General features: G+C 57.5%; 13 protein-coding genes and 1 tRNA gene. 4 read left to right on the top strand and 10 right to left on the bottom strand.

Going from position 1 to position 14,343, the window contains the following annotated elements:
- Positions 1-277 precede the first annotated feature (277 nt).
- Positions 278-466, bottom strand: coding sequence for a hypothetical protein (locus J7G73_RS00755; RefSeq protein WP_291244842.1), 189 nt, complete (start codon positions 464-466; stop codon positions 278-280).
- Between the two features lie 139 nt (positions 467-605).
- Entirely contained in the window at positions 606-899 is a 294-nt protein-coding gene (locus J7G73_RS00750; protein WP_291244841.1) for a hypothetical protein, read from the bottom strand.
- Positions 900-1,081: 182 nt separating this feature from the next.
- Between J7G73_RS00750 and J7G73_RS00745 the strand changes: the two genes are divergently transcribed.
- Both J7G73_RS00745 and J7G73_RS00740 read left to right on the top strand, forming a co-directional pair.
- Positions 1,082-2,779, top strand: coding sequence for a recombinase family protein (locus tag J7G73_RS00745; RefSeq protein WP_291244840.1), 1,698 nt, complete (start codon positions 1,082-1,084; stop codon positions 2,777-2,779).
- Positions 2,780-2,786: 7 nt separating this feature from the next.
- Complete coding sequence (locus J7G73_RS00740) at positions 2,787-3,134, top strand: sigma-70 family RNA polymerase sigma factor (protein ID WP_087294502.1); 348 nt, start codon at positions 2,787-2,789, stop codon at positions 3,132-3,134.
- Between the two features lie 70 nt (positions 3,135-3,204).
- On the opposite strand, the gene fucO is transcribed toward J7G73_RS00740, so the two are convergent.
- The 7 genes from fucO to murD form a co-directional block, all read right to left on the bottom strand.
- Positions 3,205-4,353, bottom strand: coding sequence for a lactaldehyde reductase (gene fucO, locus J7G73_RS00735; RefSeq protein ID WP_291244839.1), 1,149 nt, complete (start codon positions 4,351-4,353; stop codon positions 3,205-3,207).
- 178 nt (positions 4,354-4,531) lie between these two features.
- Entirely contained in the window at positions 4,532-5,092 is a 561-nt protein-coding gene (locus tag J7G73_RS00730) for a TetR/AcrR family transcriptional regulator C-terminal domain-containing protein (RefSeq protein WP_291244838.1), read from the bottom strand.
- 152 nt (positions 5,093-5,244) lie between these two features.
- Positions 5,245-5,320 (bottom strand) — tRNA-Asn (locus J7G73_RS00725).
- 130 nt (positions 5,321-5,450) lie between these two features.
- Positions 5,451-6,731, bottom strand: coding sequence for a cation:proton antiporter (locus J7G73_RS00720; RefSeq protein WP_087294498.1), 1,281 nt, complete (start codon positions 6,729-6,731; stop codon positions 5,451-5,453).
- Positions 6,732-7,089: 358 nt separating this feature from the next.
- Positions 7,090-8,202: a methionine gamma-lyase family protein gene (locus J7G73_RS00715; protein WP_291244837.1), complete on the bottom strand. Its 1,113-nt coding sequence runs from the start codon at positions 8,200-8,202 to the stop codon at positions 7,090-7,092.
- A gap of 46 nt (positions 8,203-8,248) precedes the next feature.
- Positions 8,249-9,040, bottom strand: a complete 792-nt coding sequence (locus tag J7G73_RS00710) for a GNAT family N-acetyltransferase (RefSeq protein WP_291244836.1) — start codon at positions 9,038-9,040, stop codon at positions 8,249-8,251.
- On the bottom strand, positions 9,037-10,428 hold the full coding sequence (gene murD / locus J7G73_RS00705) for a UDP-N-acetylmuramoyl-L-alanine--D-glutamate ligase (protein WP_291244835.1): 1,392 nt from the start codon (positions 10,426-10,428) through the stop codon (positions 9,037-9,039). Before murD ends, J7G73_RS00710 begins: the two co-directional genes overlap by 4 nt.
- 318 nt (positions 10,429-10,746) lie before the next feature.
- Between murD and J7G73_RS00700 the strand changes: the two genes are divergently transcribed.
- Entirely contained in the window at positions 10,747-12,342 is a 1,596-nt protein-coding gene (locus J7G73_RS00700; RefSeq protein ID WP_291244834.1) for an ABC transporter substrate-binding protein, read from the top strand.
- Between the two features lie 141 nt (positions 12,343-12,483).
- Complete coding sequence (locus tag J7G73_RS00695; protein ID WP_087183621.1) at positions 12,484-12,756, top strand: metal-sensitive transcriptional regulator; 273 nt, start codon at positions 12,484-12,486, stop codon at positions 12,754-12,756.
- A 76-nt stretch (positions 12,757-12,832) separates the two neighbouring features.
- Here the strand turns inward: J7G73_RS00695 and J7G73_RS00690 are convergent, their stop codons facing one another.
- Positions 12,833-13,981: a ribose-phosphate pyrophosphokinase gene (locus tag J7G73_RS00690; RefSeq protein WP_087294488.1), complete on the bottom strand. Its 1,149-nt coding sequence runs from the start codon at positions 13,979-13,981 to the stop codon at positions 12,833-12,835.
- Positions 13,982-14,343: the final 362 nt, after the last annotated feature.

Here is a 14,343-nt window from a genome sequence, read left to right as displayed (position 1 = left end):
CCTCCGGGTATTATGGATTTTTCCTGCAGGAGCTGGAGCCGAACAGCACACTGCGGCCGGAGCTCCCCCAACTGGCTGCCAGCATCAGTGATCAATGCCTTTCCGGATTTTTTCCCAGAAGAGCCCACCCATAAATCGATCACACCAACCTCAATCCGCACCAAAAGCCTCTCCTGACAAAAGAATCGTCAGGAGAGGCTTTTTCTCGGAAATCTTCCGATGAGGCAGCTGCTCTTTATTTCCGTGCCTGCGGCCAGTAAACCGAATGCTCTGCCTTCTAGCTAAAAAGACATTTCTTTCCCACATCAATCACCGCCTCCAGCAGCTCCCGTTTTTGTTTCGGGGAGCAATCCAGCCCGCGAATGGTGCTGAGCACACAATCCGCATACAGCTCTGCTGCCCGCCGGGCCAATTCCTTTTTGCCCGTTTCGCTTTGTGGGCTGTACACGATGATCTGGATCGGCATACCACTCCTCATTCGCTTCCCCCTCCCCGCCCTTTCGTCTGATTCCATCCTATTACACACTGCCTGTCTTTTATACCAAAAAGCCCCGACCGCATGGAACGAACCATGTGGCCGGGGCCTTTTGTAAGTATTGAAAGCTTCAGGAATAGATGAAATCCACCAATCCGCCAAAGATGCCATCCACCACTTCCACCAAAAGGGATGCGGCCAGAGAAGCGGCAAAGCAGATCACCTCTGCCACAAAAACCCCGCCCACCATTGGCCAGTTGCCCTGAAACGCAGCAATTACTCCGCTGAGAAACAGCACAAACATGAGCAAGCCAAGCGCAACATGAGAGAGTCCGGACGCAATTTTCAGCAAAACACCAATGGTCCCAACCACCAGCATCAGCACCACGGCAACCAGCTTAAAGGGCAATTTCACAAGCCACATTCACAGCACCCCTTTTCCGAATTGTTCTGGTTCTACTATATCGTAAATCGAACATACAGGCAAGGCTGCCTGTCTCAAATTCAGTTCTTTTTAAATAACGCTGTTCCGCACGCCTTTTCTTCAGCCCGGTCTATCTTATCCTTTTGCCACGTTATATTACTACGAAAGAGGAGGCAATGACCATGGAAAAGAACAGCGATACCATCGCCATTTATTCCCGTAAATCCCGCTTTACCGGCAAGGGCGAGAGCATCGGCAATCAGGTGGACATGTGCCGGGCTTACATCCGCACTGCCTTTGGCGAAGCTTATGCCGACCAGGCGGCTGTGTTTGAGGATGAGGGCTTTTCCGGCGGAAATCTGAACCGACCGGACTTCAAACGGATGATGCAGGCAGCCCGAGCGCATCAGTTCCGAGCTGTGGTGGTCTACCGGCTGGACCGGATCAGCCGCAGCATCAGCGATTTCTCCGCCCTGATCGAAGAATTGGGGCGGCTGGGAATCGCTTTTGTGTCCATCCGGGAAAGCTTCGACACCTCCAGCCCCATGGGCCGGGCCATGATGTACATCGCATCGGTGTTCAGCCAGCTGGAACGGGAAACCATCGCCGAGCGCATCCGGGACAACATGCATGAGCTGGCCAAAACCGGGCGCTGGCTGGGAGGCGTCACCCCCACCGGCTATACGTCAGAGGCTGTTGAAACGGTCACGGTGGACGGCAAAAACAAGCGAGCCTGCTGTCTGAAGCTTCTCCCCGAAGAAGCAGCCATTGTCCGCGTCATCTATCAGCTGTACGCAGAGACCGATTCCCTCACCCGGACCGAAACCGAGCTGCTGCGCCGCGGCTGCAAAACCAAAAACGACCGGAATTTCACCCGCTTTTCCATCAAAAGCATTTTACAGAACCCAGTCTACATGATTGCAGACCGGGAGGCTTACCGGTATTTCAAGGAACAGCAGGCAGAGCTTTTTTCTGCGCCGGAGGAATTCGACGGAGTGCGGGGCATCCTGGCCTACAACCGCACCGACCAGGAAAAGGGCCGTGCCGCCATTTTTCTTCCCATCAGCCGATGGATTATTTCTGTGGGGCAGCACCCGGGCCTGATCCCGGCCCATACCTGGATACAGGTTCAAAAGTCGCTGGAGCTCAACCGTTGCAAGGCCTACCGCAAGCCTCGCAGCAACCAGGCCCTGCTCACCGGCCTGCTCTGGTGCCGCTGCGGCAGTCGGATGTATCCCAAGCTCACCCAGCGGGTAGGCGCAGACGGCAAGCCGCTTTTTCGCTATGTATGCAAGCAGAAGGAGCACAGCAAACGGAGTTTTTGCAGTCTGAATAATGCCGGAGGCAATTCGCTGGATGCCGCCCTGTGGGAGCAGATCAAATCGCTGGAGGGTGACCCTCATACTTTTGTTGCCCGGCTGGAACAGGGGCAGCGCTTCTTCGCCGACGGTGAGGACGGCCCCACGCAGCGGCGGGAAGAGCTGCACCGCCAACAGGCGGATTTGCAGCGCAAAATCACTGCCCTGATTGATTCTCTGCCCGACTTTGCGGGCGGTTGTGCCGCCGATCACGTAAAGCAGCGCATCGAAGAATTACACGCACAGAAGGCCTCACTCGAAGAGGAGCTTCGCGGGCTGGAACAGCCGCCGGGACAACACACACTTCCCGCCGGGGAATTCAAGCTTTTACGGCGGCAGCTCGCCCTGTTCCGGGACTGCGCGGATCAGATGACCGTGGAACAAAAGCGGGCAGGGGTGCGCGCCCTGGTACAAAAGATTCTCTGGGACGGCGCCTGTGCCCACGTATTCTTGTTGGGCACAGAGAACGAAGCAATTTTGCAAAGCCCGGAAAACACGCATTTGTGTGAGGATAGCAAATGAGATCCGGATGCACCTTCGGAGGGAACGGAAAGCCCCGCTTACCCTTTCCATGCAGGAGCCGATCCAGACCAGCAAGGACGGCAGCCACCTGACAGTGCTGGATGTGGTACCGGATGACTTTTTGCTGGATGAGGACTGCGAGTTCCGGGAGGAATCCGGCCGTCTGCGCACACTGGTGCAGCAGCTCACTGGCCGGGAGCGTCAGGTGATCCTGCTGCGCTACGGCCTGAGCGGTCAGCCTCCACTGACCCAGCAGCAGGTGGCCCAGCTGCTGGGCATCAGCCGAAGCTATGTCTCCCGCATCGAAAAAGCAGCAGTGCAGGCACTTCGGGCGCAGCTGGACCCGGCGCGTTAAATCAATGCAACACAAAAAGTGCACCCCGAGCAAACTCGGGGCGCACGAAAAATTTGATTCAGCTGGCTGATTACAGCAGTCTGCGGTACAGAGCAGCGATCTCCTCCACGCTGGTGTCGCGGGGGTTGCCGGGACGGCAGGCATCGGCGTAAGCGGACTCAGACAGGAACTGTACATCCTCTTCCTTCACGATAGCCTTCAGGTCGGCGGGGATGCCCACATCGGCGGAGAGCTTCTTCACGGCATCCACAGCGGCCTTGATGTACTCTTCCTTGGTCATGGTCTCGGTGCCTTCCACGCCCATGGCCTTGGCGATGTCGCGGTACTTCTCACCGGTAGCGGGAGCGTTGTACTCCATCACGGTGGGCAGCAGGATGGCGTTGGCAACACCGTGAGGAGTGTCGTAAACAGCGCCCAGGCTGTGAGCCATGCTGTGAACGATGCCCAGGCCCACGTTGGAGAAGCCCTGGCCGGCGATGTACTGCGCCAGAGCCATGCCCTCACGGCCTTCCGGAGTGTTCTCAACAGCGCCTCGCAGGTGCTTGGAGATCAGCTCGATGGCCTTCAGGTGGAACATGTCGGTCATCTCCCAGGCGCCCTTGGTGATGTAACCCTCGATGGCATGGGTCAGAGCATCCATACCGGTGGCAGCGGTCAGGCCCTTGGGCATGCTGCTCATCATGTCGGGGTCAACCACAGCAACCTCGGGGATGTCGTTGGTGTCCACGCAAACGAACTTGCGCTTCTTCTCCACATCGGTGATCACGTAGTTGATGGTAACCTCAGCGGCGGTGCCGGCGGTGGTGGGAACAGCGATGGTGAACACGGCATGCTTCTTGGTGGGAGCAACGCCCTCCAGGCTGCGCACATCGGCGAACTCGGGGTTGTTGATGATGATACCAATGGCCTTGGCAGTATCCATGGAAGAACCGCCGCCGATGGTCACGATGCAGTCCGCGCCGGAAGCCTTGAAGGCCTCAACGCCGTGCTGTACGTTCTCGATGGTGGGGTTGGGCTTGATCTCGCTGTACACTTCGTAAGCGAAGCCGGCAGCATCCAGCAGATCGGTGACCTTCTTGGTCACACCGAACTTAACCAGATCGGGGTCGGAGCAGACAAAAGCCTTCTTGTAGCCACGGGCGGTCAGCTCGGGAACGATGTTCTCGATGGCGCCCTTGCCATGATAGGAAATGGTGTTCAGAACAATACGGTTAGCCATGGGTAAACCTCTCCTTTTTGTTATGAAAAGTAAAAACCGGGACGCTTGTTCCGCTGCAACTCGGCGAAAAGCGTTTCACTGTTATTATTATAACAATATGATTTTCCCATTTACAAGTTACACATGAATCCCAGTGTCACATTTCATAATTTTATCAAAAAGGCCGGAACAGCCCGCATCAGGCTTCCGGGTGCAGATCCCGCAGCAGCAGCTCCAGGCGCTGGGGCATCGCCTCAATCAACAGCTCCACCATCTGTTCCGGGCTGCGCTTCATACCGCTCACTGCCCAGCTGGCAGTCATCTGAATGGACGCACGGCAGTACATCTCCAGCAAAAAAGCCACATCCTCGGTGAGAGGCGCACCAGTCTTGCGGGTGATGATCTCGCTGTAGAAGCGGTGAATGTATTCATAATCGTACGCCATCAGCGAGTTGGCGTCGTGACTGCCGAAAGCACAGGCAAAAAAGCTCTGCTCCGCCTTAATAAAGCGAAATTTATTGAGCAGGCCCTCCCGCAGGGTAAGGCTCACGCCCATCTCCTTGAAGGACTGCTCAACAAGCCGCTCGAAATACCAGTTTACCAGATCGTATTTGTCCAAAAAGCATCGGTAAAAGGTCTGACGGCTCATTCCGCAGCTTTCCACGATCTGCTTCACGGTGATCTTATCCAGAGGTTCGCGTCCTACCAGTTCTTTCAGGGCATTGGCCAGCTTATATTTGGTTTTCAGCGCAGATTCCATGGCGGGCGCCTCCTTTTGACGAATCGTTCTACCCTTTTACTTTATCACAAACCTGATACAAAGTCACGATATTTACCGGCATCACACAACGCACAGGGTCGTTGCCGCTTTGCAAAAAGAAAGAGCGTACCGATTGCTCGATACGCTCTTTTTGGCTCCCCAAGTTGGACTCGAACCAACGACCCTGCGGTTAACAGCCGCATGCTCTACCGACTGAGCTATTGAGGATTATCTGGCCGCCTTGCTTCCAGCGACTTTAATAATATAACACAGTTCAGAAAAGAATGCAAGTCTTTTTTTCTAGTTTTTTCAAAAAAATATGTGCGGGCCCTGTTCAGGGCCCACACATGTAAGCAACTCAATGCTTCTGATTCTTTTCCTTGATCTCCTGTTCGCGGGTGAGCAGCTGATCGGTAACGATATCCAGCTGTTCCAGCGCTTCGCTGCGGTTCTCCAGCGGGCTCTCCTCCAACTGCAGAGCATCCTCACCACGGTAGGCAAGCTTCAACAGAATCGGGGTCAGGATGGTGCTGATGATAACCATGATGATCACAGGCGCGAACAGAGCGTCCGGCATCAGGCCAACCTCTGCGCCCTTATTGGCAACGATCAGCGCAACCTCGCCGCGGCATACCATGCCCAGGCCGATCTGGTTGCACTCGCGGGTGGTGAAGCCACACATCTTGGCACCCACGCCGCAGCCCAGCCACTTGGACAGAACCGCAACCACCACCAGCAGTACACTGAAGATCACGATCTGAGTGCTCATGGCAGGCAGCACCACGGTCATACCGATGCTGGCAAAGAACACGGGGGCCAGGAACAGGTACTGCACCGGCTCAAACTTGGAAGCGATGTAGCCAGCCTTCTTGGTGGCACCGATCATCAGACCAGCCGCAAAGGCACCGGTAATATCGGCCACGCCGAAGAAGTGCTCGGCGATCCAGGCCATCATCAGGCAGACCACAAAGGCCGCGATGGGGAAACGCCGCAGATCGCGGCGGCCGGCACGCTCGATGTACCAGTCCAGCACCTTCAGGCCAACCACATACACAAAGCAGCAGACCACCAGGAACAGAACAATCTTCAGCAGCACAACCGCAATGCTTTCGCCGCCGCCGCCCAGGCTGGTCATGATGGTCAGGGCGATGATGCCCAGAATATCGTCGATGATAGCAGCGGCCAGAATGGTGTTGCCCACCCGGCTCTGCAGACGGCCCATCTCACGCAGGGCCTCCACCGTGATGCTCACGGAGGTGGCGGTCAGAACGGTACCGATAAAGAAGTTCTGCAGCATGTTCTCGGTGGGAGCCAGCCAGGCAGCCAGACCCGCACCGCCCAGCAGCGGCACCAGAACGCCAAGCATCGCCACCAGGAAGCCGGACTTACCCGCGTTCTTCAGGTCGCGGATATCGGTCTCCATACCGGCAGAGAACATGATCACGATCACGCCCAGCTCCGCCAGCTGCTTGATCATCTCACTGTCGCTGGGCAGCAGGCCGAACACAGCGGGACCCAGCAGCAGACCTGCCAGCAGAGCGCCTACCACCTGAGGCATCTGGAAGCGGCGGGTAATCAGGCCGCAAACCTTGGTGCTCACCAAGATCAGAGCGATCTGCCACAAAAAATCATAAGACATATCGTTGATTCCTCCCAATTTAAACTCTCTCTTATTAAGTAGGGCACCAACGCATTATACACAAATCAATCACAAAGTGCAAGCACAGTATTTTTGCACAATTGCTTACTGAGAGAAAAAAACTTTGTCACTTTTTTAGCAACAATTCACAAGCAAACAATATCGCCAGTTTTCTTCCATAAGAAACAATTATTTTGTGAATTCCGTTTCACTGTTTCGAACATTTCTTTTAGCCCAGTACAGTTCTTACAAAATTATATCAATTTCTTCATAAAAAACCGTAGCATCGATTGTGCAAAATAACATGCAAAAAGCCCCATATCAAAGCGATACGGGGCTTTTGAGAATGCTTTTATCGTTATTGGCCGTCAAATGCCCGCTGGGCAGCCAGCAGCACACCTGAGCGGCTGGCCGCAAAGTTCAGACCACCCTGCAGGTAAACGGTATAGGGCGGGCGCATGGGTCCATCACAGCTGAGCTCGATGCTGCTGCCGTTGGTGAAGGCACCCGCCGCCATGATCACCTCGCTGGTGTAGCCGGGCATGGCGTAGGGTTCCGGCGCGGCAAAGCTATCCACCGGGCTGCCTGCCTGGATACCCTGGCAGAAGGCCACCATAGCCGCCGGTTCACCGGTTTCAAAGCTGGTGATGATGTCGTTGCGGGGATCGGTATACTTGGGCAGAGGATTCTTGCCCAGCAGATCCAGCAGACAGCTGGCATAGATGCTGGTCTTGATGGCCTCGGCAGTCACGCCGGGGGCGTAGTACAGGCCCAGATACAGCTGACGCAGACTGTCCAGTGTGCAGCCCAGCTCCCGGCCGGTTCCGGGGGCGGTGAGCCGGTGAGCACACTTTTCCACCAGATCGGCCCGGCCTGCTACGTAACCGCCGGTGGGGGCGATGCCGCCGCCGGGGTTTTTGATCAGACTGCCTACAATCAGGTCTGCGCCCACGCTGGTGGGCTCAGCAGTCTGGGTGAACTCGCCGTAGCAGTTGTCCACCATGACCACCACGTTGGGATTGGCCTGCTTGGCGGTGCGGATCACCTTTTCGATGGTGGCCAGGTCAAAGGCAGCACGGCTGGAATAGCCACGGCTGCGCTGGATGTGGCAGACGGTGGCGTTCTTTGCCTTCTCCGCGATCAGCTCATAATCCGGCATGCCGTTCTGCAGGGGAGCCTCGTCGTATTTCACGCCGTACTCCGCCAGAGTGCCGCAGCCCTTGCCCGCATCACCGATGCCGATCACGCCCTCCAGGGTATCGTAGGGGCGGCCGGTGGCTGCCAGCAGAGTATCGCCCGCCCGCAGCAGGCCAAACAGCGCCACCGTCAGCGCATGGGTGCCGGACAGAAAATGGGGCCGGCAGAGTGCGTCCTCCGCGCCCACCTTCTCGAACTCGGGGCGGCACAGCTCCATAGCACGGGCGTCCAGCTCCTGAAAACGGGGGCTCACATCAAAAAATTGCTCGATCATGTATGATAATATCCTCTTTTCTCGTATTGATAACAGGCAGCTTTTTTCATTCTGAATCCGACGGAGGGCTATAGCTGCTCACTTCGCCCTGTTTGATGAATCCCAGCTGCCGGTAGAATTCTTCCAGCTCAGGCAGGCACAGCAGCTCCACCAGAATTCCCTGCTCCGCCAGCTGGTTGGCCAGTCCGGCCACCAGCGCACCTGCCAGGCCATTGCCTCGGACAGCTCGCGCGGTTTCCACCCCGGCCAGATAGGCGGTTTTGTTCCAGAGTGCATAGGCTCCCGCCGTGGCGACAAGCTCCCCGGCCTGGTCCCTCACAGCCCAGAGCAGCGCGCGGCCATGGTTCACCAGGGTGCAGGTCTCGCTGTAAAAGCAGTCCCGGGTCTGCTGATCCCCGCTCAGGCTTTCGCCCCGGCAGAGAAATTCGGTTACCCGGCTTACGGCAGGCTGTTCCTCCAGTGAAAAGCCCGCAGGCAGCTCCCGCCGGGGCAGTTGCTCACCGGCGGGCAGAACCATCCGGGAGTACCGTCTCCGCAGCTGCCAGCCCTCCGGTACCGTTCCGGCACAGCGCAGCCGGCTCACGCCCAGAAAGCCCAGAAAACCGGCCAGTTCTTCGGCATCCGCCGCACCGGCCAGAAGTGCTGTCTGCCCACGGATGCCCAGTGCAAAGGGGGGCTCCCCCTCACCGCTGGTGTAAAACTGCCAGCCGGAGCCGGGCAGCGGTCCGAACACCGTCTCGCTTGCGCCCAGCTGGCAGGCCACGCCTGCGGCCCGGGGATCGGCCAGCGCGGCCGCAAAGCGCCTCCGGGTTTGTGCGGAATTGACCGCGCAGATCACAGCGCGTTCACCAGTTCCTTGAAGTGACGGCCACGCACCTCAAAGTTGGGGTACAGATCAAAGCTGGCGGATGCGGGCGACAGGCTGACCACATCGCCGGGCTTTGCGTTTTTGCGGGCCAGCTGCACCGCCTCGGCCATATCCTTGGCATGCTCGATGACCAGGCCGCTCTCGGCAAAGCCGGGGCAGGCGCGCACCGCTTCCTCGATCTTGGGACCGGTCTGACCCATGAGCACCAGAACCTTCACATGGGCCAGGATCTCGGGAGCCAGCGGCTCGTAGGGGATCTTCTTGTCGTAGCCACCGGCGATGATGATGATCTTCTGGTCAAAGCTGCGCAGACCCGCAATGGTGCGGGTGGGGCTGGAGGCAATGGAGTCGTTGTACCACTGCACGCCGTCCAGCAAACGCACCGGCTCGATGCGGTGCTCCACGCCGGTGAAGCTGGAGCCCACCTTGGCCATGGCCTCCACCGGTACCCGGCCCCACACAGCGGCACAGGCGGCCAGCAGATTCTCGATGTTGTGCACACCCCGCAGCTTGATCTCGTCCTTGTGCAGGATGGGGGTCACGGCGCCGTTTTCCGCCATGCAGAGCATGCCGTCCTGGCGCAGGAAGGCACCGTTGTCGGTTTCCCGCAGACGGGTGAACCAGCACTGGGTCCCCTTGCAGTCCGCCTGCATGCCGCGGGTGATCTCGTTCTCGTAGCCCAGCACCGCCCGGCAGCTCTCGTCCTGCCAGAGCAGGATGTTCCGCTTGGCGTCCACATACTCCTGCATGTCCTTATGGTGATCCAGATGGTTGGGGGTCACATTGGTGACCACCGCCACCTTGGGGCTGCGGCGCATGCTGATCAGCTGGAAGCTGGAAAGCTCCACCACCGCCTCGTCCGCCGGGTCGATCTGGTCCAGAATGGGCAGCAGGGCCCGGCCGATGTTGCCGCCCAGATGCACGGTGCGGCCCGCCGCCTCGAACATGGCAGCGATCAGACTGGTGGTGGTGGTCTTGCCGTCCGATCCGGTGACCGCGGTGATCTCACAGGGGCAGTACTCGAAGAACAGCTCCATCTCGCTGGTCACCAGGCTTCCCGCATCCTTGGCCGCCTGCAGCGCCGGGGTGAAGTACTCGAAGCCCGGCGTGCGCATGATGATGTCCTGCCCGGCCAGGCCGTTCAGATAATCCTCACCCAGGCTCAGAGCCACACCCAGCTGATTCAGGGTGTCGGCATAGTCGCCAAAATCCGCCAGCTGCTTTTTATCGCACAGGGTCACCTGCGCCCCCATGGCGCAGAACTGCCCGATCAATGTTTTATGGCTCACGCCGGCGCCGATGAAGGCCACCTTTTTTCCCTTGATGAATTTGGCCAGCCGCTGCTGATCCTTCTGCATATTGCAAAACCCCTTTTCCCTTTGATGGAACTTGATTTTTATGGATTGGTGTGATCAAAAATGGTCTGTTGCTATTATAGTCACTTTTGGCCGCCCGCGCAACCAAATCCCCCTCTCTTGCCGGGCATTTCGGCCATTTGGCTGCAAAATCATCCGCCCAATGCCAAAATTTACGTTTTATTTACGGATTTCGCCCCATTTGCCCCGGTATGGATTTGTATTTTGACGCGTTTTTTGATAAGCTAAATATGTATGTCTTCGGGCATTTTGTTTTTACATCACCGGCCCATCCGGCCGTTTACCGAAAGGACCTGTTCCATGAGAGTCCTTCGTATTCTCTGCCTGTTGCTCTGCCTGTTCCTGGCTGTGGGATTTCTCACCGGCTGTGGCTCCGGCGGAGCCAGCTTTACCTGGCGGGTGGACCATGTGCCTGCCAACCTGGACCCGCAGATCGCACAGGACAGCCCCGAGCACATCGCCGTGACCAATCTGTACCGGGGTTTGACCCGCATCGACGAAAACGGCGAAGCCGTGCTGGACTGCGCCGAGAGCTATACCGTGAGCGCTGACGGCCTGACCTATACCTTCACATTAAAGGATGGCCTGGCCTACACCAAACTGAAAAAACACGAAAAGGAATATCCTCTTACCGCTGCGGATTTTGTATTCGGCATGGAGCGGGTGTTCCGGGAGGAAACCGCCAGCCCCTACCGGGATCTGTTCGCCAATCTGAAAGGCGCCGACGGCACCGGTGCTCTGGGTGTAAGCGCACCGGACGAGCGCACCGTGGTTTACCAGCTGAACAGCCCTGACCCGGCATTTCTGGAAAAGCTGGCCCAGCCGGGTGCCATGCCCTGCAATGAGGAATTTTTTGAGCACAGTGCCGGGGCCTATGGTCTGAGTGCCGCCACCACCCTGGCCAACGGACATTTCTATCTGTATAACTGGAATGAAAACGGTCTGTTTTTGCGCCGCAGTGCCAGCGGCAGCCTGATCACCAGCCTGCGCATCGTGCTGGACACCACCGCCCAGGCTACCCCCACACCGGAGCCTGCCTCCGGCACCTCGGTGGCCCAGAATCCAACGCCCGCCACCGGCGCGGCCGCAGTGGCAGCCGGAGATGTAACCGCCGCCATTGACGAGGCATCTGCCGCCGGGAGCCTGCCCTCCATCCCCTACACATCCACCACCTGGGCCCTGGTATTCAACTGCGAAGATAGACAACTTTCTTCCCAAAATGTGCGCCTTGCCCTGGGTGCCAGCGCCGCCGGCATCGAACAGCTGCCCACCGGTTTTTCTGCTGCAGACGGGCTGATCCCGCCTGCCATTCAGGTGAACGGTTCCGGCTACCGGGATGCAGTGGGAAGCCAGATGCCCGCTGTGGGCGATGTGAAGGAGCTCTGCCGGACCGGATTAAGTGAAGCAGGGCTGCAGCAGTTTTCCGGCATCCAGGTGCTGTATCCCGAAGGAACCGTTTATCAGACCCTGATCGAGCAGGTCAGCCAGCAATGGCAGAAGGAGCTGGGCGCGTTCTCCGCCTACTTCACACTGAAGGCAGTTCCGCTGGATGAACTGAAAAGCACCGTTTCCAGCGGCGACTACCAGATTGCCCTGCTTCCCTTCTCCCCCACCAGCGCGGACGGCACCGCCTTTCTGCAGCAGTTTACGGACGGTGCGTTTACCGGGTGGGAATCCGCTGCCTTTGACAGCCAAGGCAATCAGCTGGCCGGACAGCTGGACCCCGTTGCCAGTGAGCTCGCTCAGGCGGAGCAGACTTTGCTGGCGGGCGGCGCCATCTCTCCCCTGTGGTATCAGGATCAGGCCCTTGTAATGGCTCCGGGCGTGGAGCACGTGGTGTTCGATCCCTTCGGTCCGGTGCTGGATCTCACCTGGGCAACCTATACAGGAGGTTAATCCGCGTCTATCTTTTCCGCTTCGTACACCCTGCAAGCCTGTTTTGGGCCGCGCCGGGTGTTCTGTTTCCAAAATTGCCGCGGGGTATTTTCCCCACATAGCTGATTTAGATATTTCATAAACAAGAGGAGGACATCCGTCATGCATTGCCCACACTGCCAACATTCCGCCGATGTGAACCGCCGCCTGGCTCGCATCAGCGGCCAGCTGAACGGTATCCGGGAGATGGTGAACGAAGGACGCCCCTGCGGCGATTTGCTGACCCAGCTTTCCAGCGTGAACAGCGCCATCACGCAGGTGGCAAAGCTGATCCTCACCGAACACCTGGAACATTGCGTGCGCAGCGGCGAGGATACTGACGAGGTGATCGCCCAACTTCAGACCGCCATTGACCAGTTCGCCAAGCTGAAATAACTTTGTATGAAAAAAGCAGTGCCCTGGCTCTTGAAAAGCCAGGGCACTGCTTTACTTTTTGTATAAATGCACTTGCTTATTTCACATTGTAGCGCTTCAGCAGAGCGTCGATCTTGCTGTGAGGATCGATGATGTCGCCGATGCTCATATCGTGGTTGATGGCATCCACAAAGTGAGCAATGTACTTGGACACATCCACCTCATGGAACCACTCACGGCTCAGCAGCTCGGGAGTGCGGTAGGTCAGGTTGGTACCGAACACGCCGGAGATGACGCCCTCCTGGTAGGCCTTGTCGAACTCGGCCAGGCCGTTGGTGTAGATGGCGTAGGTGGCGTAGCAGAAGATGCGCTTGGCACCGCGCTTCTTCAGCTCGTAGCCGATATCCAGCATGCTCTCGCCGGAGGAGATGATATCGTCGGCGATGAACACATCCTTGCCTTCCACGCTCTCACCCAGGTACTCGTGGGCCACGATGGGGTTGCGGCCATTCACGATGCGGGAGTAGTCACGGCGCTTGTAGAACATGCCCAGGTTCACAGCCAGCACGCTGGAGTAGTACATGTTCCGGTTGATGGCGCCTTCGTCGGGGCTGATCACCATGAAGTTGTCACGGGTGGGCTTGAAGTCCTCGATGCACTTGAACATGGTCTTCAGCACCTGGTAGGTGGGCATCACGTTGTCCATACCCATCAGAGGTACCGCGTTGGAAACGCGGGGATCATGAGCGTCGAAGGTGATGATGTTCTCAACGCCCATGCTGTGCAGCTCCTGCAGCGCGTAGGCGCAGTCCAGGCTTTCACGGTAGGAGCGGCGATGCTGGCGGCTGCCGTAGAGCAGAGGCATGATCACGGTGATGCGGCGAGCCTTACCGGAAGCAGCCTGAATCAGACGCTTCAGATCCTGGTAGTGATCGTCCGGGCTCATGCAGTTCTCGTTGCCGAACATCTTGTACTTGCAGCTGTAGTTGCCCACATCCACCACAAAGTACAAATCGTCGCCGCGCACGCTCTCGCGGATCACGCCTTTGCCGTCGCCGGAAGAAAAGCGGGGGCACTCGCTGGGGATGATGAAGGTCTCGCGGTCCACGCCCTTTTCACGGGCCCAAGCCACCAGATGGCGATCGATCAGGGCGGTCAGCTCCTGGGCGCCGGGAGTGGCGATCAGGCCGAGTTCAGCAACGCCGTTGTTTGCCATGAGGATCTCTGTACCGTTGGATTGATACATCTTTAAACGCTCCTTACGTTGTCAAATGTTTTTTTGCCCGATTGGGCAGACTTCGTTCAACCTAATATTAACATAAAATTTACTTTTATGCTCGCCAATTCTCTTCTTTTCGTCATTTTCTGCGGCTTGCCCCGCCTTCTGTTTCTCCACGCGATAAAATTAGGCGTTTTGCCCAATTTTTCATACCGAAATTCCTGTATTCACCCGGCTTCGGGGGTATTTTTCTCTCATCAGAAGTCGTTATTTTCCTATCAAAATAGCCAAACTTTTTTTCAAATCCTCGGTATTGTGCCCAATTTTTTCTCCCACACGCAAAACACCCGCCCGGTGCGGATGTTTTTCCGAATCGGACGGGTGTTTTC

The organism is Allofournierella sp., assembly GCF_017889395.1.
Lineage (GTDB): Bacteria > Bacillota > Clostridia > Oscillospirales > Ruminococcaceae > Allofournierella.
Note: the sequence above shows the minus strand (reverse complement) of the source record. Positions and strands in the feature narration are given on the sequence as shown.

What these genes read in the sequence shown, in the direction of transcription:
- J7G73_RS00755 (WP_291244842.1), bottom strand. Translation starts at nt 466, where the DNA reads ATGCCGATCCAGATCATCGTGTACAGCCCACAAAGCGAAACGGGCAAA.
- J7G73_RS00750 (WP_291244841.1), bottom strand. Translation starts at nt 899, where the DNA reads ATGTGGCTTGTGAAATTGCCCTTTAAGCTGGTTGCCGTGGTGCTGATG.
- J7G73_RS00745 (WP_291244840.1), top strand. Translation starts at nt 1,082, where the DNA reads ATGGAAAAGAACAGCGATACCATCGCCATTTATTCCCGTAAATCCCGC.
- J7G73_RS00740 (WP_087294502.1), top strand. Translation starts at nt 2,787, where the DNA reads ATGCACCTTCGGAGGGAACGGAAAGCCCCGCTTACCCTTTCCATGCAG.
- fucO (WP_291244839.1), bottom strand. Translation starts at nt 4,353, where the DNA reads ATGGCTAACCGTATTGTTCTGAACACCATTTCCTATCATGGCAAGGGC.
- J7G73_RS00730 (WP_291244838.1), bottom strand. Translation starts at nt 5,092, where the DNA reads ATGGAATCTGCGCTGAAAACCAAATATAAGCTGGCCAATGCCCTGAAA.
- J7G73_RS00720 (WP_087294498.1), bottom strand. Translation starts at nt 6,731, where the DNA reads ATGTCTTATGATTTTTTGTGGCAGATCGCTCTGATCTTGGTGAGCACC.
- J7G73_RS00715 (WP_291244837.1), bottom strand. Translation starts at nt 8,202, where the DNA reads ATGATCGAGCAATTTTTTGATGTGAGCCCCCGTTTTCAGGAGCTGGAC.
- murD (WP_291244835.1), bottom strand. Translation starts at nt 10,428, where the DNA reads ATGCAGAAGGATCAGCAGCGGCTGGCCAAATTCATCAAGGGAAAAAAG.
- J7G73_RS00700 (WP_291244834.1), top strand. Translation starts at nt 10,747, where the DNA reads ATGAGAGTCCTTCGTATTCTCTGCCTGTTGCTCTGCCTGTTCCTGGCT.
- J7G73_RS00695 (WP_087183621.1), top strand. Translation starts at nt 12,484, where the DNA reads ATGCATTGCCCACACTGCCAACATTCCGCCGATGTGAACCGCCGCCTG.
- J7G73_RS00690 (WP_087294488.1), bottom strand. Translation starts at nt 13,981, where the DNA reads ATGTATCAATCCAACGGTACAGAGATCCTCATGGCAAACAACGGCGTT.